Annotated in this window: 26 protein-coding genes; 18 read left to right on the forward strand and 8 right to left on the reverse strand. The window is 61.0% G+C overall.

Annotated features, from left to right (window positions below):
* Window positions 1-6 precede the first annotated feature (6 nt).
* Both EI290_RS10415 and EI290_RS10420 read right to left on the reverse strand, forming a co-directional pair.
* Window positions 7-357: a hypothetical protein gene (locus EI290_RS10415; RefSeq protein ID WP_125429451.1), complete on the reverse strand. Its 351-nt coding sequence runs from the start codon at window positions 355-357 to the stop codon at window positions 7-9.
* 123 nt (window positions 358-480) lie between these two features.
* Window positions 481-1,086, reverse strand: coding sequence for a hypothetical protein (locus tag EI290_RS10420; protein ID WP_125429454.1), 606 nt, complete (start codon window positions 1,084-1,086; stop codon window positions 481-483).
* Between the two features lie 54 nt (window positions 1,087-1,140).
* Here EI290_RS10420 and EI290_RS10425 point away from each other — a divergent pair, with 54 nt between their 5' ends.
* Window positions 1,141-1,632, forward strand: coding sequence for a 2-dehydro-3-deoxyphosphooctonate aldolase (locus tag EI290_RS10425; RefSeq protein ID WP_125429457.1), 492 nt, complete (start codon window positions 1,141-1,143; stop codon window positions 1,630-1,632).
* Between the two features lie 76 nt (window positions 1,633-1,708).
* Here the strand turns inward: EI290_RS10425 and EI290_RS10430 are convergent, their stop codons facing one another.
* On the reverse strand, window positions 1,709-4,009 hold the full coding sequence (locus EI290_RS10430; protein ID WP_125429460.1) for an efflux RND transporter permease subunit: 2,301 nt from the start codon (window positions 4,007-4,009) through the stop codon (window positions 1,709-1,711).
* Between the two features lie 183 nt (window positions 4,010-4,192).
* Between EI290_RS10430 and EI290_RS10435 the strand changes: the two genes are divergently transcribed.
* From EI290_RS10435 to EI290_RS10465, 8 genes are all read left to right on the forward strand, one after another.
* Entirely contained in the window at window positions 4,193-4,414 is a 222-nt protein-coding gene (locus tag EI290_RS10435) for a hypothetical protein (protein ID WP_125429463.1), read from the forward strand.
* Between the two features lie 219 nt (window positions 4,415-4,633).
* Window positions 4,634-5,206 carry an energy transducer TonB gene (locus EI290_RS10440; RefSeq protein ID WP_148103632.1) on the forward strand — a complete coding sequence of 191 codons (573 nt, stop codon included), beginning with the start codon at window positions 4,634-4,636 and terminating at the stop codon, window positions 5,204-5,206.
* A 79-nt stretch (window positions 5,207-5,285) separates the two neighbouring features.
* Window positions 5,286-5,696: an SRPBCC family protein gene (locus tag EI290_RS10445; protein ID WP_246008918.1), complete on the forward strand. Its 411-nt coding sequence runs from the start codon at window positions 5,286-5,288 to the stop codon at window positions 5,694-5,696.
* Between the two features lie 91 nt (window positions 5,697-5,787).
* A complete protein-coding gene (locus EI290_RS10450) occupies window positions 5,788-6,072 on the forward strand; it encodes a TIGR03643 family protein (protein ID WP_125429472.1) in 285 nt (94 codons plus the stop codon).
* Window positions 6,073-6,088: 16 nt separating this feature from the next.
* Window positions 6,089-6,589: an FAD-binding domain-containing protein gene (locus EI290_RS22935; protein WP_221766252.1), complete on the forward strand. Its 501-nt coding sequence runs from the start codon at window positions 6,089-6,091 to the stop codon at window positions 6,587-6,589.
* Between the two features lie 93 nt (window positions 6,590-6,682).
* Window positions 6,683-7,273, forward strand: coding sequence for a hypothetical protein (locus EI290_RS22940; protein ID WP_246008932.1), 591 nt, complete (start codon window positions 6,683-6,685; stop codon window positions 7,271-7,273).
* Window positions 7,274-7,511: 238 nt separating this feature from the next.
* A complete protein-coding gene (locus EI290_RS10460) occupies window positions 7,512-8,306 on the forward strand; it encodes a thymidylate synthase (RefSeq protein WP_125429475.1) in 795 nt (264 codons plus the stop codon).
* A 427-nt stretch (window positions 8,307-8,733) separates the two neighbouring features.
* Complete coding sequence (locus EI290_RS10465; RefSeq protein ID WP_125429478.1) at window positions 8,734-8,928, forward strand: hypothetical protein; 195 nt, start codon at window positions 8,734-8,736, stop codon at window positions 8,926-8,928.
* A 358-nt stretch (window positions 8,929-9,286) separates the two neighbouring features.
* On the opposite strand, the gene EI290_RS10475 is transcribed toward EI290_RS10465, so the two are convergent.
* From EI290_RS10475 to EI290_RS10485, 3 genes are all read right to left on the reverse strand, one after another.
* Window positions 9,287-10,123 (reverse strand): aminotransferase class IV, encoded by an 837-nt coding sequence (locus EI290_RS10475; RefSeq protein ID WP_125429484.1) that lies wholly within the window; start codon window positions 10,121-10,123, stop codon window positions 9,287-9,289.
* A 31-nt stretch (window positions 10,124-10,154) separates the two neighbouring features.
* Window positions 10,155-11,294: a DNA-processing protein DprA gene (gene dprA / locus EI290_RS10480; RefSeq protein ID WP_125429487.1), complete on the reverse strand. Its 1,140-nt coding sequence runs from the start codon at window positions 11,292-11,294 to the stop codon at window positions 10,155-10,157.
* 138 nt (window positions 11,295-11,432) lie between these two features.
* A complete protein-coding gene (locus EI290_RS10485) occupies window positions 11,433-11,789 on the reverse strand; it encodes a MerR family transcriptional regulator (protein ID WP_125429490.1) in 357 nt (118 codons plus the stop codon).
* A 267-nt stretch (window positions 11,790-12,056) separates the two neighbouring features.
* On the opposite strand from EI290_RS10485, the gene alaS reads away from it, so the two are divergent.
* From alaS to EI290_RS10530, 9 genes are all read left to right on the forward strand, one after another.
* Window positions 12,057-14,783 carry an alanine--tRNA ligase gene (gene alaS, locus EI290_RS10490; RefSeq protein WP_125429493.1) on the forward strand — a complete coding sequence of 909 codons (2,727 nt, stop codon included), beginning with the start codon at window positions 12,057-12,059 and terminating at the stop codon, window positions 14,781-14,783.
* A 104-nt stretch (window positions 14,784-14,887) separates the two neighbouring features.
* Window positions 14,888-15,628 carry an energy transducer TonB gene (locus tag EI290_RS10495; RefSeq protein WP_125429496.1) on the forward strand — a complete coding sequence of 247 codons (741 nt, stop codon included), beginning with the start codon at window positions 14,888-14,890 and terminating at the stop codon, window positions 15,626-15,628.
* Window positions 15,629-15,651: 23 nt separating this feature from the next.
* Window positions 15,652-16,620, forward strand: coding sequence for an LIC11966 family surface protein (locus EI290_RS10500; RefSeq protein ID WP_125429498.1), 969 nt, complete (start codon window positions 15,652-15,654; stop codon window positions 16,618-16,620).
* Window positions 16,621-16,725: 105 nt separating this feature from the next.
* The gene (locus EI290_RS10505) at window positions 16,726-17,472 is read left to right on the forward strand and encodes an energy transducer TonB (RefSeq protein ID WP_125429501.1); all 747 of its coding nucleotides are present in this window, start codon (window positions 16,726-16,728) and stop codon (window positions 17,470-17,472) included.
* Window positions 17,473-17,503: 31 nt separating this feature from the next.
* Complete coding sequence (locus EI290_RS10510; protein ID WP_125429503.1) at window positions 17,504-18,286, forward strand: energy transducer TonB; 783 nt, start codon at window positions 17,504-17,506, stop codon at window positions 18,284-18,286.
* 94 nt (window positions 18,287-18,380) lie between these two features.
* On the forward strand, window positions 18,381-19,838 hold the full coding sequence (gene gatB, locus EI290_RS10515) for an Asp-tRNA(Asn)/Glu-tRNA(Gln) amidotransferase subunit GatB (RefSeq protein WP_125429506.1): 1,458 nt from the start codon (window positions 18,381-18,383) through the stop codon (window positions 19,836-19,838).
* Between the two features lie 294 nt (window positions 19,839-20,132).
* Window positions 20,133-20,633: a peroxiredoxin family protein gene (locus EI290_RS10520; RefSeq protein ID WP_185816940.1), complete on the forward strand. Its 501-nt coding sequence runs from the start codon at window positions 20,133-20,135 to the stop codon at window positions 20,631-20,633.
* 130 nt (window positions 20,634-20,763) lie between these two features.
* The gene (locus EI290_RS10525) at window positions 20,764-21,795 is read left to right on the forward strand and encodes a TlpA disulfide reductase family protein (protein WP_125429511.1); all 1,032 of its coding nucleotides are present in this window, start codon (window positions 20,764-20,766) and stop codon (window positions 21,793-21,795) included.
* A 143-nt stretch (window positions 21,796-21,938) separates the two neighbouring features.
* Complete coding sequence (locus EI290_RS10530; RefSeq protein WP_185816941.1) at window positions 21,939-23,084, forward strand: TlpA disulfide reductase family protein; 1,146 nt, start codon at window positions 21,939-21,941, stop codon at window positions 23,082-23,084.
* Between the two features lie 91 nt (window positions 23,085-23,175).
* Here EI290_RS10530 and EI290_RS10535 read toward each other — a convergent pair whose 3' ends face one another.
* Both EI290_RS10535 and EI290_RS10540 read right to left on the reverse strand, forming a co-directional pair.
* Window positions 23,176-24,021 (reverse strand): hypothetical protein, encoded by an 846-nt coding sequence (locus tag EI290_RS10535; protein ID WP_125429517.1) that lies wholly within the window; start codon window positions 24,019-24,021, stop codon window positions 23,176-23,178.
* A 111-nt stretch (window positions 24,022-24,132) separates the two neighbouring features.
* Complete coding sequence (locus tag EI290_RS10540) at window positions 24,133-24,657, reverse strand: acyl-CoA thioesterase (RefSeq protein ID WP_125429520.1); 525 nt, start codon at window positions 24,655-24,657, stop codon at window positions 24,133-24,135.
* Between the last annotated feature and the right edge of the window lie 21 nt (window positions 24,658-24,678).

Consider the following 24,678-nt stretch of genomic DNA (forward strand, 5'->3'; position numbering starts at 1 on the left):
AGGAGTTCAGACTGGAAATACCGCGTTACAGTTTGGGCATTTATGCACCACAGTACCCACGTAATACAGCCGCTGCCACCACGTCGGCCGAGGCAGCGGCGCGGCGTCCTCGGCCCGGCAACGCGGGCAGCGCAGCACCGGCGGCGTGGCGCGCTGTTGCTCAAAGGCTTCCACTAGCGCCCGGGCCTGCGGCACATCGGCTTCCTCAATCAGCAGCTGGTAAAACAGGCCGTCGCCGAAGGGGAAGGAAGGCGGGCCGCAGGTTTTCACCAGTGCATCCACATCGGCGTCCCGAAGCTGATTGTACAGCGCCACCGCCTCGGCGTAGGTCAGGAACTGGGCGGCGGGGGTGAGCATGGGGAGAATGGAGGAAAATACCCTGTCATCCTAAGCAGAGCGAAGGACCTTATCACGTCAGGGCAGTTCGTGCTGACGTGATAAGGTCCTTCGCTCTGCTCAGGATGACAGCCGGTTAGTGTATTACTTCCGGCGTTTCACCGGCGTGCCGCGCTGCCCGCGGAGCTTGCCTACGTACACCAACAGCCCCACGCTCAGCACGGCCAGGGCGGCGGCCAGCAACTCGCGGCTGGTGCGGGCGGCGGTGGCTTCGTCGGCGGTGGCTTGCAGGTCCTGGAGTTTCTTGTCGCGCTGCCGGTCCCGCTCCTGGAGGTTGGCAATCTGGTTTTCCAGGTCGTGGAACCGCTCCCGGGTGCTGCTCTGGTCGGTTTGCGCCACGGTGGCCAGCTGCTTCACCTGCTGGTTTTCGGCTACTACGGCGGCGGTTTTACGCAGGGTGCCGGCCTGCACGGCCCGCACTATTTCAGTGTCTTTGCGGATGATGCCTTTCAGGGCGTCTACCACTTCCTGCAGGTCTTTTTTGCTGGGCTTGTCGGCCAGGAAGGCGTTGCGCTGGGCGGCGGCGGCTTCGTAGTCCTGCACCAGCTGCTGGCGCTCCTGAATCAGGCGGGGTAGCGGGTCGTCGGGGGCGGTGGTGGGCGTGGGCGTCTGGGCGAGGACTGACCCTAGGGTCAGGCAAGTGGCGAAGCAAAAGGATGTGAAGCGGCGGGGAAGGAGCTGGTTAGTCAAAATAAAATTGGGGGCAGAAGTGAACAAAACAAGCTTTTTAGCTAAATCGAGTCTATGAAACGTATATTCTATCTACTAAGTCTATCCGTCCTGTTGGCGGCCTCGGCCTGCAAAACGGCCAAAACAACATCCGGCACTAACGCTAAGCCGAACATTACCGGCTCCACCAACCTGCCGCAAAGCTACTATGATAACGCGCGCCAGACCGTAGCGCCGGCCACCGGGCTATCGGTTACCACCGACCCGGAGTACGGCGTAACGCAGCAAAAACCCATCTGTGTAGGCGGCAAAACTGATTCGGGGGCCCGTAATCAGCAGGCTTATCTGAATGCTCTGCGTGGCCCCGGCGGTGAGGAAATCAGCTACCGGCGGCGTGGAAGCTGCTGTGCATTCAAAACACCCAACGGCATCATCGGCGGAATGGGTATGCTGGATGTATATGAGGTGACTTGGGCCGGCAGTGCCAAACCCCTATTGCTCTACCTCAACTTCTACGACGAAGGTCCGCTGCTGGCACCAGTAGGCCTGACCCTCGCCAAGCCTTAAAAATGGTCAGGTGTGTACAAAAAATGGCGGGCCCGCTTTTCAAAAGCAGGCCCGCCATTTACGTATAAAATCACTTCTACGCTTCCAGCAGCGGCACCGGCTGCCGTATTTCCTTGGGTTTATGCCGGTAGAAGTATAGAATCAGAATCGGCAGCAGCGTCAGCTCCGCCACTACCCCAAACAGCAAGGTCAGCCCAATCAAAAGCCCCACGTAAAAAGTCCCGTCAAACGAAGAAAAGATCAACGTGGAGAACCCGCCCACCAGAATCAGGGAGGTGACGATGACTGCTTTGCCGGCCATCAGGTAGGTTTTGCGCACGGCTTTGAACAGGCTGGGCTCCTTCAGCAGCACCAGTTTCAGCTTCGAGATGAAGTGGATGGTGTCATCCACGGCAATACCGAAGGCAATGGTGAAGATGATGCTGGTGCTCACCTTCATGCTCACGCCGGCCGCACCCATCACGCCGGCCACAATCAGAATGGGCACCAGGTTGGGGATGAGCACCACCACCGTCATGCGCAAGCTCCGGAACAGCAGCAGCACAATCAGCGTCACCATCACAATGTCGATGCTCATGCCCGTAATCATGTTGAGCGTGAGGGTTGAGTTATTTTTGTCGATGAGGTTGGCCGAGCCGGTGAGGCGGGTTTGCAGCACGGTGCTGTCCACAGAGGTGCGCAGAAAGCGGCGCAGGCCGGCGTTCAGCTGGTCGGCCCGGATGCTGCCCACGTCGGGCATACGGCCGGTAAGGCGACCCTCGGAGCCGTCGGGCAGGGCCAGCGCCCGGAACTCGGGCTTCTTGCGAAACAGCTTCACCTTGCGCACCAACCGCTGCAGCTCGGCTTCAGAATCGGGGAGGCGGTACTCGCTCAGCAGGCCGCCGTTCAGGGCCTTGCGCACCGATTTGATGATGGTGACCGGCGAGGCCACGAAGTTCAGGCCATATTCTTTTTGCAGGTAGCCCTCGATTTTCTCGGTTTGGCGCAGCACCTGCAAATCGTAGATCGTGCGGCCAGAGCCGGGCTTCAAATCCAGCTCGAAAGGCCGCACGCCGGCAAACTGCCGCTCGAAAAACCGGAAATCCAGCTTCACCGGGTCGTTCTTCGATAGGTCGTCGAGCAGCGCCGAATTGATGCGGATGCGCGAGGCCGAGGCCACCGACAGCCCCAGCACCACGGCGCTGATGGCCACCACCCAGTGCCGCCGGGCCAGCACCGTCCGGAACAGGCGGCCCAGCACGCCGTCCCAGCTGTGGCCTTCCCGGCGCGGAATGCGCAGCTGGGGCTTGCGCAGCAGTACCAGCATGGCCGGCAGCAGCGTGAAGCTGAGGGCAAACGTGAGCAGCACGGCAATGCCCGTGAACAGCCCGAAGTTGTAGATGGGCCGGATGGTGCTGGTCATCAGGGTGAAAAACCCGATGCTGGTCGTCAGGGCCGACAGTCCCGAGCCGAAGCCCGATTCCTTGAGGGCAATCAGCAGCGACTCTCGCTTACTGGCCCCGTAGCCCAGCTCCGTGACGTAGCGCGTGATGATATGAATGGTATCGGACATGCCCACCACGAACAGCATCACCGGCAGCAGGGCCGTCATCAGATCAATGCTCACCCCGAAGGCCGACATCACGCCCAGCCCCCACAGAATGGCCCCCAGCACCACCACCAGCGGCAGCACCACACCCCACCACGTCCGGAACGTGAGCCACAGCAGCCCCGTCACGAGCAGCACCGAGAGGCTCATGAACACCATCAGCTCCACCTGCAGCCGGTCCACAAACACCGACTGCGCCACCATCTTGCCGGCCAGGTGGTACTCGTTTTCGGGAATGCCCTGGCGGGCCAGCTCGGTGCGCACGGCCGCCAGCAGCGAGTCACCGGGCGGCTTGCTGAGGTTGGGTGAGGTCTGGAACAGGATGGTCACGGCCCGCGCATCGCGCGAAATCAGGTTGCCGATGAGGCCCGGCGTGCGGTACACCAGCGCCGAGTCCTGGGCGCGCCGCTCGGGCTCCTGCGGGTGCAGGTAAGGCACGTTGAACACGCCCAGCCCCTCCACCACCGGGTTGCTGGCCGTGGTCGGCGACGAGACCTGCGTGACGTGCCGCCGCGCCCGGATAAAGCGTGTGAGCGAATCGACTTTGGTCAGGAACCGGGGCTCGAACACCGTCTGGCCGGCCGGGGCTTCCAGGCCCAGCAGCACGTAGTCGTTGTCGTTGCCGAAGCGGGCGGAGTAGGCCTGGTAGTAGTCCAGGTCCGGGTCGCCGGCAGGGTAGAAGTCGTTGAAATTATAGTTGAAGCGCAGCTGAGCCACGAAGAACACGGCCAGGGCCGTGAGCAGTCCGAGGGCCAGCAGCGTGAGGTGCGCAAGTTTGCGAAGGGGCATAGGCAAGGTCCCGAAGCCGTAAGCTCCGGGCATCAGAAAACACGTGAGGAGCCCTGAACAGGCTTCGGCAAAACTACAACCGGTGGCGTGCGGTTTTCTGCCGGAACCGAGCTACTTTAGGACAACCGAAAACCAACCCCTGATTTCCGGCATTTGTTTCTCCATCTTCCATCCTCGCTTTTTATGAAAAACGCCCTGCTCGCCCTTGCCCTGTTTGCCTTCGTTGGTTCCGCCGCTGCCCACGAGGGCGAGAAAACTGCCAAAAAAGGCAAAAAAGCCGCCAAAATGGAATGTTCCGAGGCGCAGAAGTCGGCCATGGGTAGCTCCTGCTGCATGAAAAAAGGTACCAAAACTGCCGCTGTAACGCCGGCCCCGGCTGCCGCCCCGGCGGTTAAGTCGTTGTAAGTAGCTGCTGGTAATCGGCTTTATGCTGCTGCCACGATGTAGAGACGCAATACTTTGCGTCTCTTCGTTGAACGGTTCGTATCAACCGGTTTAAACAACTTCAGCAACGAGGAGACGCAGTACTTTGCGTCTCTACATGGTAGCGGTTGTTGCTTAAAAATATAAGAAGCCCCTCCCGTAATTTACTGCGTGAGGGGCTTTTATATTAAAAATGCGTTGATGAATAACAAGTTGCATACAATTCTCTGGCTATTCGTGGTCCTGGTGTGCACCGCCGCCGGGCAAGCTCGTGCGCAGGCTACGTACAACCGCTGGGAGGCGAAACCAGTTATTCGCCCGAAGCCTCCTACTGCTGCCCAACGCGGGGTGCAAACGATGCAAGCGAAAATCCGGCAAGATTCGCTGAATCAGCTACAGGCGCTGCGCCGGGATTCTCTACGCATTGTTGCATCGGGCGCTGCTATGTCGCTTTTGCAACGTGGTATCGGGCAGCGCATCAAGGAAAACCACATTCTTTCCGAAGATAACCGGTATTATGACTACCTGCGCAGGACGATCCACTACCCAACACAGGCGTTGCGGGCGCAGGTAGAAGGCAAGATTACCATGCGGCTGACCATCAACACCACCGGCCAGGTAAATAACCTGGAAGAGCTGGAAAATACGATACCGGCAAGCGCAGCCGGCCGGGCTGAAATGGTGCGGCAAGTGGTGGTAGCGCTGCGTCAATTACGCTTCGAAGCTGGCCCGGTCACAACAGAAGTGCTGACATTCGCCTATAAATTTCTATAGGTTTAGGTACGTGCCCACTATCGAAGTTCTGACATTTATCAGTGCCCCACCAGTTCGGTGTTTTCAACTGGCGCTAAGCATGGATTTGCACACCATTTCGGCCAGCCAAACCCAAGAGGAAATCATCGGTGGCGTCCGTCGTGGCGTGCTTCAGCTCGGAGACTCTGTCACGTTCCGGGCGCGGCATTTTGGCGTGTGGCAGACGCTGACGAGTAAAGTCACGGAGTTCGAGGCCCCAAGGTATTTCTGCGACGAAATGCAGCGGGGCGCTTTTAAACGCATGCGCCATGAGCACCATTTTCAGGTGCAGGATGCCGGTACCCTAATGCGGGACGTGTTCGAATTTACCTCCCCGCTGGGCTGGCTGGGCCGGGCGGTGGATGCGCTGGTGCTGAAACGCTACCTGCGGAAGTTTCTGGTGGAGCGGGCGCGCGTGGTCAGGCACTACGCCGAAAGCGGCCAGTGGCGCGAAGTACTGCCGCCGCAGTAACGGCCGGCTGCTGTGCCCGCCGAAACATCCCCCGAAGCCCGACGGTTGCTGAAGCGCCGGCCGCCCCACGCCGGCACCCATCTGCTGCCGTATGCCCGAATCCGCCCCTTTATCCCCCGCCGACATTGACCGCATCATCGAAATGGGGTGGGAAGACCGCACGCCGTTCGAGGCCATTGAGGCGCAATTTGGCTTGGCCGAAAAGGAAGTCATTGCCCTGATGCGCCGCGAAATGAAGGCGTCCTCGTTTCGGATGTGGCGGGCCCGCATGAGCGGCCGCGCCACCAAGCACCGTGCCCGTCGTCCCGACGACGTGGACGGCTTCAAGAGCAACCAGCAGCGCAGTATCTCCCTCAACAAACTCAGCAAGCGGTAGCGCCCCCTTTCCCGTCATGAGCACGCACCTGCGTAAACTCCACGCCGGCCAGGCCCACCCCGAGCCCACCGCCGCGCCCAACCTCAGCTTCCCCACCCGTTACGCGGCTATTCTGGACCGGGTAGCGGCCATCGACCCGGTGCGTTACGGCTGCTCGCGCAACTTCCTCAACGGGGCCCTCACGTATCTGTCGCCCTACCTGAGCCGGGGCGTTATCAGCACCCGGCAGGTGTACGAGGCCCTGCAGGCCCGCGGCTTCACCTTCGACGAGATGCAGAAGCTGGCCAGCGAGCTGGGCTGGCGCGACTATTTCCAGCGGGTGTGGGAGGCCCGCGGCGACGAGCTGTTCACTGATTTGCGCCAGCCCCAGCCCGGCGTGCAGCACCACCGGCTGCCCCGGGCCCTGCCTGAAGCCCGCACCGGCATTGCGGCCGTGGATGGGTATTTGCGCCAGCTGCCCGCCACCGGCTACCTGCACAACCACCTGCGCATGTACGTGGCTAGCCTGGCCTGCTGAATCGGGCGGGCGCACTGGGCGGCCCCGGCGGCCTGGCTCTACTACCATCTGCTCGACGGCGACCTGGCCAGCAACACCTGCAGCTGGCAGTGGGTGGCCGGCGCGTTTGCTGGCAAGCCCTACTACTGCAACCAGGAAAACATCAATCACTACACCGGCAGTCAGCAGCGCCACACCTACCTCGACGTAGCCTACGGCGAGCTGCCCACGCTGCCCGTGCCCCCGGAGCTGCAGGCCACCGTCGCGCCCGACCTAGAAACCCCGCTGCCCGCCACGCCCGCCCCGGTTATCGACCCCGCCCGGCCGCTGCTACTCTACAACAGCTACCACCTCGACCCGCAGTGGCGCGCCGACGAGCCGGCCAACCGCATCCTGGTACTTGAACCCTCGCACTTCCGGCGGTTTCCGGTGAGCGGGGCGGTGCTGGCCTTCATCCAGCGGCTGGCCACGGACAATATCCCCGGCATCCAGGTATTCGTGGGGGAGGTGACGGAGCTGCCCCACCTGGCCGACGTGCCGGCCATCTACACCCGCCAGCACCCCACCACGGCCCACTACCCCGGCACCCACGACGCCCGCCCTTGGCTGGTGCCGGAAGTAGTCGGCTATTTCCCCAGCTTCTTCAACTACTGGAAAAAGTGCGAAAAAGTACTGCGCCGCCAAGAGGTAGAAGGCACGGTGTAGAGACGCGACACTTCGCGTCTCGGCGTTGAACGGCTCGTCCGAACCAATTTAAACAACCTCAGCAACGTAGAGACGCGACACTTCGCGTCTCTACACCGTGCCAACAGCCGCCGGAGGTACTTAATCATCTAGGTATAAACTGTAGCTTTGCGCTCCTGTTCGGTGCCCTTTTCGTTGAAAACGGTGATGCAGGACACTTTCAGGTTCCGCCGCTATACGCCCAAGCGCACACCACTTCATGCACCAATACCACACCCTGCTCCAGCATATCCTCGAACACGGCACCCGGAAAACCGACCGCACCGGCACCGGGACGCTGTCGGTGTTCGGGTATCAGATGCGCTTTAATCTGCAGGAGGGGTTTCCGCTGGTGACCACCAAGAAGGTACACCTGAAAAGCATCATCCACGAGCTGCTGTGGTTTCTGCGCGGCGACACCAGCAACCAGTCGCTGGAAGACGTGGGCGTGACCATTTGGCGGGAGTGGGCCGACGAGCAAGGCGAGCTGGGCCCTATCTACGGCAAGCAGTGGCGCAGCTGGGCCGCGCCCGATGGGCAGAGCATCGACCAGATTGCCCAGATGGTGCACCTGCTGCGCACCCAGCCCGATTCGCGCCGCATGGTGGTATCAGCCTGGAACGTGGCCGAGCTGCCGCTGATGCGCCTGACGCCCTGCCACGCCCTGTTTCAGTTCTACGTAGCCGACGGCCGCCTCAGCTGCCAGCTCTACCAGCGCTCCGCCGACGTGTTCCTGGGTGTGCCCTTCAACATTGCCAGCTACGCCCTGCTCACCCTCATGATGGCTCAGGTAACCGGCCTGGAGCCCGGCGAGTTCATCTGGACCGGCGGCGACACCCACCTCTACAGCAACCACCTGGAGCAGGCCCGCCTGCAGCTCACCCGGGAGCCCCGCCCGCTGCCCGCCATGCGCCTGAACCCCGCCGTGCAGGACATCTTCGCCTTCCAATACGAGGACTTCACCCTGGAAAACTACAACCCCTGGCCCGCTATTAAAGCGCCAGTGGCAGTATAGGAGGCGGGTTACATGGTAAGGTTGAATAATATATCCCTTCGGTAATTGCTCGATGGGTAAGTAGGTATTTTCCTGAAAAGCACTTCGGTAGCTTAGTTATGCCGGGTAAGGGTACGGCTTGCAATTAGAGGAGCAGGATCAAAAAATGTACTGCTGATTGTATAGAAAGTGCTCTATGTTAAGAGGTTGATAATGAGTGGAATGATGTCGCGCTATCTGCCTGCACGTCCTTTATGCATCAGCAATATTCTGAGTGTAATTTGTTACCGAGGTGATACTATAGTGTAGTTGTCCGATGCATATACCAGTCTTAGCATAGTTCAGCTCCCGAAAAGTTCTGTATAAAAAAAATCGGAATCATTTTGAGAAATTGCTGATCCGGTAATAGAACTTTTCCCGTAGATATCCGCAGAAACCAGATACTGCTATGTCTACTGCTATTTCTGCCTGCTCCACGCTGTCCCGCCAGCACCGCGCCTGGATTGCTCTGTATTCCCTACAGATGGCCACATCACACCGCAACCAGGTATTGGCGCAGAACAATGTGACGGAGTCGGACTTAGTGGAATATCAGGAGAGTTGGGTGAAGATGCAAGTGCGGCGGGGGATGCTGGAAAAGTAAGGGGTTTTGCCAGTTTGGGAAAAGTAAAAATCCAGTAAACCGATTAAAATCCAATGGGTTGTGGGCCGTCGTAGCTGTGGTATGGTACTACTTGTACACCTACAGCCATGGCAGTTGTTGTATGCACCCCGTTAAGCCGGCGGCACCGGGCCTGGATTGCGTTATACTCTTTGGATTCCGGGCGGCAGGACCGGGCTCAGGTACTTGCGCAGAATGCCGTAACCGAAGCCGACCTGACTGAATTCTTCGAAAGCTGGTTTGCACTTCGAAGCCGGATTACCTGGACGGATTTTCAGTAAGCGTATACCATCTGGTCGTTACTTCATACCAGCTTGAGCCTGTGGTTGCCAGACTTACGCTACGTGAGCAAGTCGTGGCTTTCCAGGGCACGGAGCTGCAGAAGCAGTGGATGATGCTCCGAGGCGAAATCGGTGGCATTCAGCCGCAGTATAGCCCGAATTCCGGCAATATTGGCTGTAAACACAGCCTCGGCGGCCAGCAGCTCTTCGGGCCCAAACAGGCCCGTGTGCCAGTGTAAACCTGCCTGCCGGGCTGCTTCCTGCAGGTGCCTCAGCCGGGCGCCGGCCACGCAGCCCGTCGCTACATCCGGGGTATACACAGTATTGCCCCGGATCCAGGCAACGGAAGCGGCCACTGCTTCGGCCACGTACCCTTCCTTCGACAGCAAAATAAGCTCGTCCAGCTGCCGACGCTGCCGTTCCTGGGCAGCCAGCACGTACAGCAGCGCGTTGGGTCCTTTGCAGAAGGATACCGCTGAGGCCTGGGTATGCACGCTCTCCGCCAAGGCGCTATGCCGTATAGTACCGGTCACCGCCTGAAATGGTTGCTGGGTCATCAGCCACTCAGCGGCGTTGGTAGCGGGACTATACAGGCCGCCGCCCCCGCGCCAGAGCTGCAACCGGATGCGGTAGCCCGTACCACTGGGCGGCGCCGTTGCAACCAGGAGGCTTATGGTGGCCGCCAGCGCCGCCTCCGTAGTCAGGGCCGCGGGAAGCTCCAGGCCTAGGGCCGTTGCGGCGCGTTGCAGCCGGGCCAGATGATGGGGGGCGTAGCGTATTTGGTCATGGGACCACACCAGCGTCTCAAAAAAACCGTCGTTGAAGTATAGCCCCCGGTTCGGCAGGGGCAGCGCAAATTCGGCTTCGGGAAGTAAATGGCCGTTGTAGAGCAGCATGGAACAGAAGAAATAAATCGACCGGGCGGGGTTACAATAACCCAAACCGCTTGCCCGGCAGCGCCTTCACTACTCCCCGGAACTCCAGCCCCAGCAGCAGCGAGGCTACCGTATGCACCGGCAGCTGTGCCTTCCAGGCCAGATTATCCAGGTGCTCCTCCCGGCCGTTAGCCCCAAGCAGCACAGTTATCAGCTGAAACTCTTCCACGGCAAACTCAGCAGCATCATACACAGCGGGGGCCGTGGGTTTGCCTTGCAGGTGCAGGGCCAGGTCCCAGTTCAGGGCCTGCTCGATGTCGGCGGGCTCGGCGTACAATGCGGCCCGGCTGGTTTTGATGAAGTCGTGGCAGCCTTCCGAGGCTACCGAGCCCAGGGGGCCAGGCACGGCCAGCACCTCCCGGTTGTAGTCCAGGGCCAAATCAGCCGTAATGAGGGCGCCGCCTTTGCGGGCCGCTTCCACTACTACGGTGCCATCAGAAAGGCCGGCAATGATTCTATTCCGAGCGGGGAAGTTATACTTGTCGGGCGGAGTACCAAAGGGAAACTCCGTGAGCAGACCGCCCTGACTGAGCATTTTCTCGGCGGTTTTGCGGTGGGCGTGGGGGTAGATGACGTCGAGGCCGGTGGCCATGACGCCCACGGTTTCCAGGCCTTCCTGCAAGGCAGCGCGGTGGGCGGCAATATCAATGCCATAGGCCAGGCCACTTACGATGAGCGGGCGGTGGGAGGCCACGCCTTTAATGAGCCGCTCGGTTTGCTCCCGGCCGTAGTCGGTGGCCTGGCGGGTGCCTACCAGGGCCAGGGTTTTGGGCTGATTGAGGTCGGCGGTGCCCTGGTAGTAGAGCAGGGCGGGGGCATCGGGAATCTGCTTGAGCCGGGCCGGAAACTGCTTGCTGGTGTAAAACAGCAGCTGCACGCCTTCCTTCTCCGCCTTGTGCACCGCTGCCTCGGCCTGCTTCAGTGCGGCGGTGCGCTCCGGCCCTGTGAGCACCTTCACTGTGGCCGGCCCCACGCCCGGAATCTTCAGCAGCTTGCCCGGCGGCAGGTGCAGCACGTTCCGCGCCGAGCCGCCGTAGCTCATCAGCTGCCGCGTCAGCTGCGGCCCCACGCCGGAAAACAGCGTTAGAGCGACTTCGTGGAGGAGGGTGTCGTTGGTAGAGGATATGGTCATCCGATAATGCGTAAAAGAATAGAGAGCATAGCGTCTGTCATCCTGAGCGGAGCGAAGGACCTTGTCACGTTACAACGATTCGTGCTGATGTAATAAGATCCTTCGCTCCGCTCAGGATGACAGATTAAGCTACCCTTGCTACTGCGCCTTCCCAATAGCATCCAGCTCCTTTTTCATGGTCACCATAAACTTGCGGATGCGCTCCAGGCTTTGAATTACGTCGATTTTCTCCTTGAGCTGGGGGCCTTTCTGCTTGAGCATGTCGCGGGCCCCGGGAATAGTGTAGCCGCGCTCCTTTACCAGGTGGTAGATGGTGCGGAACACGTCGATGTCCTGGGGCGTGTAGAGGCGGTTGCCCTTCTTGCTCTTGCGGGGGCGTAGCTCCTCAAACTCCGTTTCCCAGAAGCGAATCAGCGAAGGAGCCACGTTGAATTGGGCTGCAACTTCACCAATGGTGAAGTACTGCTTCTCGATTTCACGGTCTTTGTAGGGCATGGGATGGAGAAAATGGAGATACTACAGCACGTCATTCCGAGCGGAGCCAAGAAATCTCGCTTGGCTGACGTCTGAGTTGCTACTGCAACCTCAGCACGCGAGATTCCTCGGCTCCGCTCGGAATGACAGTTGGGGAGGCCTTATCGGTTTCGGTTTCCGGCTGAGTCGGCTACCTTTGCCGCTAGTGCCTTTCCCGGGGGAAGGGCGAAAAATAGCCAAAATCCCGGCGGCTGCCAATTTCCGGTGCCCGCCGCCACGTATTCTGCCATGTCACTGCCCACCGCATCGCACGTCCGCCAGCAATTCCTGGACTTCTTCGCTTCCAAAGGCCACCACATCGTGCCCTCGGCCCCCATTGTAGTGAAGGACGACCCCACGCTGCTGTTCATTAACTCGGGCATGGCCCCGTTCAAGGACTATTTCCTGGGCAACAAGCCTGCGCCCTATAAGCGTATTGCCGACACCCAAAAGTGCCTGCGCGTATCGGGCAAGCACAACGACTTGGAAGAGGTAGGCTACGACACCTACCACCACACCATGTTCGAGATGCTGGGCAACTGGTCGTTTGGCGACTACTTCAAGAAGGACGCCATTGCCTGGGCCTGGGAGTTGCTCACCGAGGTGTACAAGCTGGAAAAGGACCGCTTGTACGTGACCTATTTCGAGGGCGACCAGGCCGACGGCACCGCCGCCGACACCGAGACCCAGGACCTCTGGCGCCAGTACACCACCGACGACCGGATTCTGCCCGGCAACAAGAAGGACAACTTCTGGGAGATGGGCGACACCGGCCCCTGTGGCCCCTGCACCGAAATCCACATCGACCTGCGCTCCGAGCAGGAGCGGGCCCAGAAGCCCGGCCGCGAGCTGGTAAACGCCGACCACCCGCAGGTGGTGGAAATCTGGAACAACGTGTTCATGGAGTTCCAGCGCCTGGCCGATAAGAGCCTGATCAAGCTGCCCGAGCAGAGCGTGGACACTGGCATGGGCTTCGAGCGCCTGATGATGGCCGTGTCGGGGGTGAAGTCGAACTACGACACCGACGTATTTCAGCCGCTTATCCAGTTCATTGCCAAGGCGGTAGGCAAGGAGTACACGGGCTCAGTTGTCAGTGCTCAGTTGTCAGTTGTCAGTGAGGACGACCAAGGCGAACTAACAACTAACAACCAGCAACTAACAACCCAGCAAAAAACGGACATTGCCATCCGGGTAATTGCCGACCACATCCGCACCATTGCCTTCACCATTGCCGATGGGCAGCTGCCGAGCAACGTGAAGGCCGGCTACGTGATTCGGCGGATTCTGCGCCGGGCCGTGCGCTATGCGTTTTCCTCACTGGGCCAGAAGCAGCCCTTCCTGTACAAGCTGGTGCCCGTGCTGGCCGACCAAATGGCCGGCATCTTCCCCGAGCTGAAAGCCCAGACCGCCTTTGTGCAGCGTGTGATTGAGGAGGAGGAAATTGCCTTCCTCAAAACCCTGGAAACCGGCCTGCGCCGCCTCGACGCCCTGGAGGAAACCACCCGCCAGAACGGCGGCGTGATTGACGGCAAAACCGCTTTCGAACTGAGCGACACCTTCGGTTTCCCGCTGGACCTCACCGCCCTCATTGCCCGCGAAAAGGGCCTGACGGTGGACGAGGAAGGCTTCAAGAAAGAGCTGGAGCAGCAGAAGAACCGCAGCCGCAACGCCCAGGAAACCGAGCAGAGCGACTGGGTGACGGTAACGGAGCACGACGCGCCCAACGTGTTTGTGGGCTACGACCAGGACGAGGCCACGGCCCGCCTGCTGCGCTACCGCAAAATCGACAAGAAGGGCAAAACCGAGTACCAGCTGGTGCTCGACCAGACGCCGTTCTACGCCGAATCGGGCGGACAGATTGGCGACACGGGCTACCTGGAGTCGCCGCTGAGCAAGGTGCGCGTGATTGATACCAAGAAGGAAAACGACCTCATCATCCACACCACCCTGGATTTGCCCCAGGACCTGGAGGCTGAGTTTCTGGCCCGCCCCGACGCCGCCCGGCGCGCCCTCATTCGCAACAACCACTCGGCCACCCACCTGTTGCAGGCCGCCCTGCGCCAGGTGCTGGGCAGCCATGTGCAGCAGAAAGGCTCGTTGGTGAACGACAAGCTCCTGCGCTTCGACTTCTCCCACTTCACCAAAGTAACCACCGAGCAGCTGCGCGAGATTGAGCAGCTCGTGAACCAGCGCATCCGCCAGCAGATTCCGCTGGAGGAGCGCCGCAACGTGCCCATTGAGGAAGCCAAAACGCTGGGCGCTATGGCCCTGTTCGGGGAAAAGTACGGCGACTTTGTGCGCGTCATCACCTTCGACCGGGACTACTCGGTGGAGCTGTGCGGGGGCCTGCACGTGCCCAACACCGGCAGCATCGGCTACTTCAAAATTACCTCGGAATCGGCCGTGGGGGCGGGGGTGCGCCGCCTGGAGGCCGTTACGGCCGGGGCCGCCGAAGCCTACGTGGACCAGCAGCTAGACCTGCTGACGCAGGTACGCGAGGCCCTGGGCAACCCCCAGCACCTACTCCCCGGCATCGAGAAGCAGACCGAGGAAATTGCCACGCTGCGCAAGCAGCTGGAGCAGTTTGCCCAGCAGAGCATCAACCAGCAGAAAGACCAGCTGGCTGGTCAGGTGAAGGCGCTGCACGGCGTCAACTTCCTGGCGGCCCAGGTGCAGGCTACTTCGGCCGATGCGCTCAAAACCCTGGCGTTCAACCTGCGCCAGGCCGTGCCCAACCTGGTGGCCGTGCTCGGGGCCGAAATTGACGGCAAGCCCCAGTTGGCCGTGATGCTCGCCGACGAGCTGGCCCAGGGCGGCAAGCTCAACGCCAGCACGCTGGTGCGCGAGCTGGCCAAGGAAATCCAGGGTGGGGGCGGCGGGCAGCCGTTTTTCGCCACGGCCGGTGGTAAAAATGCGGCCGGTCTGGGCGCGGCTATCAGTAAGGCTGAGATGTTGGTAGGCGAGAAGCTGGCATAAAATAGGAACTGAAAGAGTTGCGAAAAAGCAGTTTTTAGTCGGATATTCGAGTTGGAACACCAGCTAAATTATCCGACTAAAAACTGCTTTTTTATTGTGCCTCAATGCTCTACAGTGCTGCTTTAGGTGTGTTGCTGCTAAGTTGGATACTAGCGCCGCAAGGTGTTTCCGCCCAGGCTGAGAACCGTAAAAGCTTTGTGTTCTATTCAACGCAACATCAGCCTCTGCCTTCTTCCAAAGGTGCCAGCTACGCTATTGAAACCGAATTTCTGGATAGCATCAACGCTACGGAACGCATCTATTGGGCACCGCAGAAACTTCGGGAAACTGCCACCTTCTCCAACCTCCGACTGCGCCGCCGCGACGGAGAAACGGTAGTTTATTACAATGACGGCACCATAAAACGGCGGGAGCAGTATCGTAATGGTCGTCGGCAAGGGGAAGGATTTGCCTATCACCCAAACGGCAAATTGCGCCGACACGATGTGTATGACGACCAAGGCAGGAAATCCGAAGAGTGCTTTGACGCCGCCGGAAGCCCAATCAACTGTGACACGCTGGCTCGTCGGGATGTTTGTCCGAGTGAAATAGCAACGGGAAGAAGCGCGCCGGTATATTTCCCAAGCAAGGCATTGAAGCTTGGAATACAAGGGGTTGTGAAAGTTGGCTTTACGGTAAGCCGAACCGGACAACTGGTAGATGTACAAATAGTAGAATCTCCTTCTCCCATTTTAAGCGCCGCCGCCGTGGATGCAATACGCCGTGCGAAATGGAACATTCGGCTGGATAACTGTGACCCTGTAGATGTCCGTTATTTGATTCCTTTCACCTTTGCCATCAAATAATTCTTCACCTCTTACCCTATTCTATGCGCCTTTCTACTCTCATCCTCTCCGCCGGCCTGCTGCTGGGCCTCACTACGGCCGCCCGGGCCCAGACCTTCACTGACCCGGGGGCCTACAACAACTTCATTGTGAGTGAGCAGCGGGCCATGCTCAAAAAAAACCTGCGCTACATCAGCAAATCGGCCCACTCCGACAACGCCCGGAAGATTGACGCCAAGCGCCTGGACCTGATCAAGCAAACCGAGTTGTCGCTCAACAAGATTGCCAAGCTGCCTGCATTTGAGGATGACAAGGGCTTCAAGGAGCAGACCACCGAGGCCCTGTACCAGCTGCTGAGGGTGTACTCCGAGGACTACAAGGCCGTTGATATGCTGGCGGCCACGCGCACGGCTACCGTCGAGAACATGGAGCAGTATTTTAAGCTCCAGGAAGTTGCGGAGGCCAAAATGCAGGTCATCAACGATTCGGTGGATGCGGCCCAGGCCCGGTTTGCCCGGCGCCACAAGCTCACCATTACGGAAGACCCCGAGGGCAAGCGTCTGGCCCAGTACATGCGGCAGGTGTCGGAGGTGAACAGCTACCAGCACCGCGTATACCTGGCCCAGTTCCGCATCGAAAAAGCCTCGGCCCGCCTCACCGATGCCCTGGGAGCCCAGGATGCCGCCGCCTTCGAGGCCGCCCGCCTGCAGCTGGTAGACGATGCCCAAACCGCCACCGCCGAGCTGACGGCCATCAAGCCCTTCCGCGGCAAGGATGCTCAGTACCGCGACGCGGCCCGCAACCTGGTAAAGTTCTACGCCGCCTTTGCCGCCAACCAGGCCGCCCAGATGAAGGCCCTGCTGGACCGCAAAAACGACCTGACCAAGCTGGAGGCCGACAAGTTCAACGGCATCATTGGCTACTACAACACCCAGAACCAGAAGCTGGCCCAGGCCTACAACCAGGCCGGAAACACCTTCCAGGCCACCTACATTCCGGTATTCAACGATTAGTCAGCTGGTAGCAGCCGGCCGGCACGGGTGGGCTGGTGCTACCTTGTACATACGAAGCCGATGCGGGCGTAGCGCCCTTCTTCCGTTCTGTTTTATCCTCCCGTCATGCGTTTTTCGGGTATTCTTGCCGGGCTGACTTCCTGGTTCGGGCGCCGACGCCCGCTAGCTGCTGCCGCACCGGGGCGCTACGTGGACCACCTCGGCCAAACGCTGCCATCGGCGGCCGGGGCCTGGCGCCGGGTGGAGGAGGAGCAGATAACCCCCCGGCTGCGGGAAACCCGCTACTACCGCCAGGGCGTGGAGTGGCTGGCGCGGCGGGTACAGCAGGGCCTCGATGTGGCCGGGCAGCCCTACTTGCTGCGCATCACCTACTGGCCCTGGGGGCAGGAGTCGATACGGCTGGAAAAATACGTGCGCGACGGCCAGGCCTGCGTGGAGTACCAGCGGTTTTTCGGCGACGGGGAGCTGCTGGAGCACAAGCTGCTGGTGGGCCGCGAGCTGCGCACCCACTACACCTTCCGCTGGCCCGCCGGCCAGTACACCTACGTGGAGGCCATGCCGGTGTACCCGGGCGGGCAGGAACGGCTGCTGCAGGATGTAACCCGGTTTACCAAGTACCCGGCTGTGTCGCTGCGTAACCGGGAGGAGGGGCGGGTGGTCATGTATTTTGTAGTAGGGGCCACCGGCCTGATAACCACAATTCGGGTGAAGGAGGGCGTGACGCCAGCACTCGACGCGGCTGCCACGCAGGTTCTTCGGGAGATGAGCAGCATCCGGTGGCGACCCGGCTTTCAGAATCACCGGGCGGTAACAGTGTTCTACACCATGCCCATCACGTTTTTCATTAAGTAGATTGTTGTAAAAAATTGTGAGTCAGATATATATGGTGAATAGACTACTGGTTGGACTAGTGAGCGGACTGGGGCTGAGCGGAGTGCCGCTACGAGCAGGGGCGCAGGGCCGGCCCGTCCCCGATACCGTGTACGTGGGCGCGCAGCAGCAGCGGCTGCCTACCCGCCAGGGGGCCGTACAGCTGGTGCTTACCTATCCCGCCCAGCCCGTCGGGGCCGTGCAGCAGGTGTACACGCCCGCCCGCGTTCTGCTGCAAACCATCCGTTACGCCGATGCCGCCGCCACCCGGCGTCAGGGCGAGGCGCTGCTCTGGTATCCCGATGGCCGCCTGCAACGCCGCGAAACCTACGTGGCCAACCTGCTGCACGGCCAGCGCCAGACCTTCTACCCCGATGGCACGCTACAGCAGCTGGAGCAGTTCGACCAGGGTAACAGCCGGGGGCAGCTGTGTTTTTTGCCCGATGGTCGTCGCGCCGCCTGCCGGGTGGTGTTGCGGCAGCCCCTCAACCGGCCGGCGGCGTTTGCGCAAGGGCCGGAGTGGCTTTCGGCCGTTATTCAGCAGCGGCTGCAGTACCCCCCGGCCGCGCTTCGGCAGCGCCGGAAAGGCCAGGTGTTGGTGCGCTGCCTTATTTCCGGGGAAGGTCACCTGCAAGAAGCCACCGTGCTACAGAGCATGGGCCTGGAGTTCGACGCCGAGGCGCTGCGAGTAGTGCGCGGGTTGCCCGATACCTGGCTGCCCGCCCTGGTTAACGATGCCCCCGTGGAGGCCGTGTACACCGTGGCGGTGGATTTTGTGCCCCCGCCCCAGCCCTGACGCGCCCGCCCACCACCTAGAAACTTGCGTATCCTCGCTACCTTGCGGAAAAATCAGCGTAATCCGCGCCTGATCCGCGGAAATCTGTGATTCAATGGACGACAGCATCAAATCAAAATACCAGCCCGTTATCGGCCTCGAAGTACACGCCCAGCTGCTCACCCGCAGCAAAATGTACTCCGCCGATGAAAACGAGTACGGCGCCCTGCCCAACAACAACCTGAGCGTCATTACCCTGGGCCACCCCGGCACGCTGCCCCGCGTGAACTACTCGGCCGTGGAGTACGCCATGAAAATGGGCCTGGCTACCAACTGCCACATCCGCCGCGACAACCTGTTTGCGCGCAAGAACTACTTCTACCCCGACCTGCCCAAGGGCTACCAGATTACCCAGGACAAAACGCCCATCTGCTACGAGGGCCACGTGGATATCCGGCTAGCCGACGGGGAAACCCGGAAAATCGGCATTACCCGCATCCATATGGAGGAAGATGCGGGCAAATCCATGCACCTGGCCGGCGAAACCGAAACCCTGGTGGATTTGAACCGGGCCGGGGTGCCGCTCATCGAAATTGTATCGGAGCCCGACATCCGCAACTCGGAGGAGGCCTACGCCTACCTGGCCGAAATCAAGAAGCTGGTGGAGTACCTGGGCATCTGCGACGGCAACATGGAGGAAGGCTCCCTGCGCTGCGACGCCAACATTTCGGTGATGCTGAAAGGCGCCGGCAAGTTCGGGACCAAGGTGGAAGTGAAGAACATGAACTCCTTCCGCAACGTGCAGCGGGCCATTGAGCACGAGATTGAGCGGCAGATTGCCATTCTGGAGGCCGGGGGCGAAATCGACTCCGAAACCCGGGGCTTTGATGCCACTACGGGCACCACCAGCGGGCAGCGCAGCAAGGAAACCATGAACGACTACCGGTATTTCCCGGAGCCCGATCTGCCCCCGGTTGTTATTGATGACGAGTGGCTGCACCGGGTGCAGGCCGAGCTGCCGGCCCTGCCGCAGCAGCTGTATGCCCGCTTCACCGGCGAGCTGGGCCTTTCCGATTACGATGCCACGGTGCTCACGGCCGAAAAGGAAGTGGCCCTGTTTTTCGATGAGCTGACCCGCCTCACGCCCAACGCCAAAGCCGCCGCCAACTGGGTAACCGGCCCCGTGAAAGCCTACCTCAACGAGCGGGCCCTCACGCTGGAGCAGTTTCCGCTCAGCACCCGGCACCTGGCCGATATCATTGGCCTCATCGACGAGAACAAGGTGGGGCACTCGGTGGCCAGCAAGCAGCTGTTCCCGTACCTGCTGGAAAACCCCACGCACACCGCCGCCGCCGCCGCCGAGGCCCAGGGCCTGCTCCAGCAGTCGGATGCCGGGGCGCTGGAAGCCATGATTCGGCAGGTGCTCGATGCCAACCCGGCCAAGGTGGCTGAGTACCGTGCCGGCAAAAAGAGCCTCACCGGTATGTTCATGGGCGAGCTGATGAAGCTCACCGGGGGCAAGGCCGACCCCAAGCTGGCCAACCAGCTCCTGCGCCAGCACCTGGACGGCTAAGGAAACGTCAGGTTTCTTACAAAACCCTCTGGCCCTGTGGCTGGAGGGTTTTTCTTTGGTCTGGATTTTACGCACTGCGTCGTTCTGATTCCCTTCTCGCAGTGTTGCGTGGTGGTATGCGCAGGGTTTCGCAGTAGGGCTGCTTAGGAAGTCGTAAGAACGTCATGCTCATCTGGCGTCCCCATTCTGCGCATCAAGCAGAGACGGAGCGAAGTCGAAGTATTCCTGCCTCTGACTAACTGAAAAAGCTGAAAATATCATTCAATAATGTCCATCACGCGCTTCTATCTTTTTTTGCTCATTCTCCCGCTGTGGGAGGGCGGCTGCCAGCGTCCGGCGGCTTCGGCGCTGCCTGCTTCGGCAGCCATACCTTCGCGGGCGGCTCTGGCTCCGGAAATTGATTTGCCCACCGCCGACGGCTCCCGCCTCAAGCTCAGCAGCCTGCGCGGCAAGTACGTGCTGCTCGACTTCTGGGCCTCGTGGTGCGGGCCCTGCCGGACCGAAAGTCCCAACCTGCGCAAACTTCACGGGCAGTTTCACAGCCGCGGGCTGGAAATCCTGAGCGTGTCGCTGGACGACAGCCGGGCCCGCTGGCACCAGACTATTGCCGCCGACGAGCTGACCTGGTACCACGTGTCGGATTTGCGGGGCTGGCAGAATGCCGCCGCCCGGGCCTACGGGGTGCGGGCCATTCCCTATACCGTCCTGCTCGACCCGGAAGGCCGGATTCTGGCCACCAACCTGCGGGGCCGGGCCCTGGGCCAGAAGATTTCAGAATACATTCCGCTAGACTAGAGGGCGGCGGGATACGGATGGCTGGGGCGGAGCCGGGGCAGCAGGTACGGGCGCCTCCGCCCGCCCGGGAATATGTGCGCGGGATTCGGCAGCTTTGCGCCAGTATTGTCCAACCACTATATTTCTCTTCATGCTCACTATTGTATTGCCCTGGCTGCTGAGCTTGGGGGCCACTCCGCCCGAGTACGCGCTGCTGGGCCAACTCACCGGCGTAGCCCCTGGCACCAAAATCTACCTCACTCATTACCAGGACAGCTGGCGCACCCTGGACTCGGCTACGGTGGACGCAGCCGGGCGCTGCGAGCTGCGGGGGCAGTTGGCAGCGCCCATTCTGGCCTCCCTGAAGGTGAGCGGGCAGAAGGCGTTGTATCAGTTACCCCTGCACCCCGGCGACCAGCTCCGCTTTACGCTGGAGCGGGAGCCTAACAAGGAGTTTCTGCGCTTTAAGGCCCAGGGCTCGGTGGGCGTGGAGCAGTGGCAGCAGTTTCAGCAGGAAATCTACCCGCAGATGTTTGGCATGGCCCAGCTGCCGGCCAAAAACAAGGGGCTGCGGGAGCTACGCGCCCTAGTACGCCGCACCCCCGATACCTTTCTGGCGGCCTACCTCACCAAAAGCTACCTCAGCCGCCAGGCCAGTCAGCAGGCGTTTGTCGATTCCATGACCACCGTGCTGGCCCAGCGCCAACCGGCCCTGGCCGAAACCCAGAGCCTGGCCGTCCGCACGCCCACCGCCGCCCTCACTGAAAAAGGTGGGGAAACCGCCCCCGATTTCACCCTGCCCACGGCCGCGGGCCAGCCGTTCACGCTCAGCAGCCTACGCGGCAAGTACGTGCTGGTTGATTTCTGGGCCAGCTGGTGCGGGCCCTGCCGGGCCGAAAACCCGCACCTGCGGAGCCTCTACCAGCAGTACCAAAGCAAAGGGCTGGAAATTGTAAGCGTATCCGTGGATGCCGATGGGGGCAAATGGCGCAAAGCCGTAACCCAGGACCAACTGCCCTGGACCCAGGTGTCGGATCTGAAGGGCTGGGACTCGCCGGCAGCACAGCTCTACGGCGTGCTGGCCGTGCCCACCACCGTGCTCATTGCCCCCGACGGCCGCGTGCTGGAACGCAACCTGCGGGGCGAGGCCCTGGAAAAGCGTCTGCGCAAGCTGCTGCCGTAAGGCCGAGTACCCCGGAGCCCAGCTTCGGGGGATACGGTCTGCGCCGCAATTCCAGTCAAAATCGGCAACTTGCGACTCGTTTCCTCGTCCTTGTACTTCTCACCGGTTATTCTGCCGGTTTGCTTTCCTGAATGATGCATAAAATGAAGAGCCTGCTTTACTTGGGTGCCCTGCTGGGCATGGCCAATGCCTGCAATAAGAACACCACGCCCACTACCAGCGGTACCGATGGCGCGGGCTACCAGCTCAGCGGCCAGCTCCAGAATGCCCCGGCCGGTACCAAAGTGTATCTGGCCGAACTGGGCGAAACGCAGTTTGTGTCCCGGGATACCGCCACCACCGACGATAAAGGCCAGTTCAAGTTTACCGGCTCCCTGCCCGAAGCGGGGCTGTACCAGGTCAAAACCTCCGATCAGAACCAGGCCCTGGTGGTACTCAGCAACGGCAGCCGCCTCGAGCTGACCGGTGACGCGAACCAGCTGCCCACTACTTACACCGTGAAAGGCTCTCCCGATTCGGAGCTGCTCAAAACCATCACCCGCACGCTGGAAAGCAGCCAGCGGCAGATGCAGCAAGTAATGCCTCGCCTGGAGCAGCGCTATACCCAAGCCGCCCAGGCCGGCCGCCAGGATTCCATGCAGGCCATTCAGCGCCAGGCGGAGGCCCTGCAGAGCCAGGGCCAGCGTGAGGTGGCCCGGCTGGTACGCCAGAATCCTAATTCGGTAGTATCGGCCTTTGTGCTGAGCAGCGTGCTGAATCCCGACGACAACTTCACCTTGGCTGACTCGGTGGCTACCCAGCTGAAAGTTAGCCAGCCCAACTCGCGCTACACCAAGGCGCTGGTGGCCCGGCTGGAGCCGTTGCGGGCCACGGCCCTGGGCACCACGGCCCCCGAAATCAGCCTGACTGCCCCCGATGGCAAGGCGCTGCCGCTTACCAGCCTACGCGGCAAGTACGTGCTCATCGACTTCTGGGCCAGCTGGTGCGGCCCCTGCCGCCGCGAAAACCCCAACGTGGTAAAGGCCTACAACAAGTACAAAGGCAAAGGCTTCGAAATCTACGGCGTGTCGTTCGACCAGGACCGGGCCAAGTGGCTTAAGGCCATTGAAGCCGACGGCCTCACCTGGAAGCACGTCTCGGACCTGAAAGGCTGGGAGTCGGCCGCCGGCCAGACCTACGGCATCAAGTCCATTCCCGCTTCCATTCTGCTCGACCCCCAGGGCCGCATCATCGGCAAAAACCTGCGCGGCGAAGCTCTGGAAGCCAAGCTGGCGTCGGTGCTGAAATAGAGTTATCGGTTGACAGTTGTCAGACTGACGTACAAAAAAGCCCGCTGTTTGCGGGCTTTTTTGTAACACTTACTTTCTACGCAACTAACAATCACCCCAGAAACATCCGCTGTACAGCCTGCCAGAGCTGTTTTTTGCGGCCGGCGTCGTACTCCAGCATATCAATTTCCCCGGCTCCGAGGAAGGCGGTGTCGCCGTAGAGGAGCACGGGCTCGTAGGGCTGGGTGGTGTACACGGCCACGTCGAGCAGGTTTTTGCCGAAGGCCAGCAGCTGCCGGGCCGCCAGCTCGCGGCGCAGACTGCACAGGGCCACGGGGTATTTCTCGTGCTCCACGTTCACCAGCACCACGTCTTCCATCACCAGGCGCAGGGCCTTGAGCAGGTTGTTGAGGAATACGTTGCGGGGCAGCTTGCGGAACTGCTCCGCCGGCAGGCGCACCAGAATTACCAGCCCATGCGGGTTGCTGCCCAGCGTACTGAACGGAATATGCGCCACCGGCGACTCGGTAGGTGTGGGCTGTACCCGCCCGGCTGGCGCCTGGGCTGCGGCCGGTAAGTTAGCCAGTGGTCGCGTGCCCAGTGGCTGAGCGAGTTGTGGCTGAGCGAGTTGTGGCTGGGAGGATTGTGGCTGAGTGGCCGGTGCAGGAGCCGCCGCTGCGGGCGGGGCAACCGCCACGGGCGGGGCAACCGCCACGGGCGGCTGAACTGGTGCTGGCGCGGGCGGCTGCGGGGCTGCTACAACGGGTGTGGGCGCTGGTACTGGAGTGGGTTCTGGATTTAATGCCGGTGGTAGCGCAGGAGCTGCCGCGGCTGCGGGCCCAACTGGTTTGGGGGCCGGCAACGGAGCCGTTGGGCCCGCAGCCGGCTCGGCTACCACGTAGAGCGCCGCGCCGGCATACAGGTTCTGAAAGAAAGCGAGGTTAGCAGCAGGATCCATATCTAGCCCAAAGCAGCAGTTGGCAATAAGTGGCAGTAGGGGCGGCGGAAGCCAGGCGAGTAAGACCAGTGGTACTTCCGCATCAGCAAGCCGCCATAAGCCGGTTAAAGGTTACTCCAGCTCCCCAAAAAGCGCCTTGAGCTCAGTGGCCTCGTGGGGGGCCATGCGCCCGCCCAGCACCAGTCGCAGCTGGCGGCGCCGCAGGGCTCCATCATATAGGGCCACTTCCTCAGGCGTTTCGGGCGTAGCCTCCGGCACGTCGATGGGCCGGCCCGACTGATCCACGGCCACGAAGGTGAGGAAGGCCTCGTTGCTCTTGATTTTGGTGCCGCTCGGAATGTCTTCGGCCCACACGTTAATGTGCACTTCCATGCTGGAGCTGAAGGAGCGCGTCACCTGCGACTCCAGCGTTACCACGCTGCCCAGCTTGATGCCCTCCCGAAACGAGACGTTATCCACGGAGGCGGTTACCACAATACGGTTGGAGTGGCGCTGGGCCGAAATAGCCGCGCACACATCCATCAGGTGCATCATGCGGCCTCCCATCAGGTTGTTGAGGGTGTTGGTATCGTTGGGCAGAACCAGCTCCGTCATTCGCACGAAGGAGTCTTTCACGGACTTTTGTTTACGCAGCATGGGCTGAGGCAAGGGTCAAAA

The organism is Hymenobacter metallilatus (genome assembly GCF_003944705.1).
GTDB classification, from domain to species: Bacteria; Bacteroidota; Bacteroidia; order Cytophagales; family Hymenobacteraceae; genus Hymenobacter; species Hymenobacter metallilatus.

What these genes read in the sequence shown, in the direction of transcription:
- EI290_RS10415 (WP_125429451.1), bottom strand. Translation starts at nt 357, where the DNA reads ATGCTCACCCCCGCCGCCCAGTTCCTGACCTACGCCGAGGCGGTGGCG.
- EI290_RS10425 (WP_125429457.1), top strand. Translation starts at nt 1,141, where the DNA reads ATGAAACGTATATTCTATCTACTAAGTCTATCCGTCCTGTTGGCGGCC.
- EI290_RS10430 (WP_125429460.1), bottom strand. Translation starts at nt 4,009, where the DNA reads ATGCCCCTTCGCAAACTTGCGCACCTCACGCTGCTGGCCCTCGGACTG.
- EI290_RS10435 (WP_125429463.1), top strand. Translation starts at nt 4,193, where the DNA reads ATGAAAAACGCCCTGCTCGCCCTTGCCCTGTTTGCCTTCGTTGGTTCC.
- EI290_RS10440 (WP_148103632.1), top strand. Translation starts at nt 4,634, where the DNA reads ATGAATAACAAGTTGCATACAATTCTCTGGCTATTCGTGGTCCTGGTG.
- EI290_RS10445 (WP_246008918.1), top strand. Translation starts at nt 5,286, where the DNA reads ATGGATTTGCACACCATTTCGGCCAGCCAAACCCAAGAGGAAATCATC.
- EI290_RS10450 (WP_125429472.1), top strand. Translation starts at nt 5,788, where the DNA reads ATGCCCGAATCCGCCCCTTTATCCCCCGCCGACATTGACCGCATCATC.
- EI290_RS22935 (WP_221766252.1), top strand. Translation starts at nt 6,089, where the DNA reads ATGAGCACGCACCTGCGTAAACTCCACGCCGGCCAGGCCCACCCCGAG.
- EI290_RS10460 (WP_125429475.1), top strand. Translation starts at nt 7,512, where the DNA reads ATGCACCAATACCACACCCTGCTCCAGCATATCCTCGAACACGGCACC.
- EI290_RS10465 (WP_125429478.1), top strand. Translation starts at nt 8,734, where the DNA reads ATGTCTACTGCTATTTCTGCCTGCTCCACGCTGTCCCGCCAGCACCGC.
- EI290_RS10475 (WP_125429484.1), bottom strand. Translation starts at nt 10,123, where the DNA reads ATGCTGCTCTACAACGGCCATTTACTTCCCGAAGCCGAATTTGCGCTG.
- dprA (WP_125429487.1), bottom strand. Translation starts at nt 11,294, where the DNA reads ATGACCATATCCTCTACCAACGACACCCTCCTCCACGAAGTCGCTCTA.
- EI290_RS10485 (WP_125429490.1), bottom strand. Translation starts at nt 11,789, where the DNA reads ATGCCCTACAAAGACCGTGAAATCGAGAAGCAGTACTTCACCATTGGT.
- alaS (WP_125429493.1), top strand. Translation starts at nt 12,057, where the DNA reads ATGTCACTGCCCACCGCATCGCACGTCCGCCAGCAATTCCTGGACTTC.
- EI290_RS10495 (WP_125429496.1), top strand. Translation starts at nt 14,888, where the DNA reads ATGCTCTACAGTGCTGCTTTAGGTGTGTTGCTGCTAAGTTGGATACTA.
- EI290_RS10500 (WP_125429498.1), top strand. Translation starts at nt 15,652, where the DNA reads ATGCGCCTTTCTACTCTCATCCTCTCCGCCGGCCTGCTGCTGGGCCTC.
- EI290_RS10505 (WP_125429501.1), top strand. Translation starts at nt 16,726, where the DNA reads ATGCGTTTTTCGGGTATTCTTGCCGGGCTGACTTCCTGGTTCGGGCGC.
- EI290_RS10510 (WP_125429503.1), top strand. Translation starts at nt 17,504, where the DNA reads ATGGTGAATAGACTACTGGTTGGACTAGTGAGCGGACTGGGGCTGAGC.
- gatB (WP_125429506.1), top strand. Translation starts at nt 18,381, where the DNA reads ATGGACGACAGCATCAAATCAAAATACCAGCCCGTTATCGGCCTCGAA.
- EI290_RS10525 (WP_125429511.1), top strand. Translation starts at nt 20,764, where the DNA reads ATGCTCACTATTGTATTGCCCTGGCTGCTGAGCTTGGGGGCCACTCCG.
- EI290_RS10530 (WP_185816941.1), top strand. Translation starts at nt 21,939, where the DNA reads ATGAAGAGCCTGCTTTACTTGGGTGCCCTGCTGGGCATGGCCAATGCC.
- EI290_RS10535 (WP_125429517.1), bottom strand. Translation starts at nt 24,021, where the DNA reads ATGGATCCTGCTGCTAACCTCGCTTTCTTTCAGAACCTGTATGCCGGC.
- EI290_RS10540 (WP_125429520.1), bottom strand. Translation starts at nt 24,657, where the DNA reads ATGCTGCGTAAACAAAAGTCCGTGAAAGACTCCTTCGTGCGAATGACG.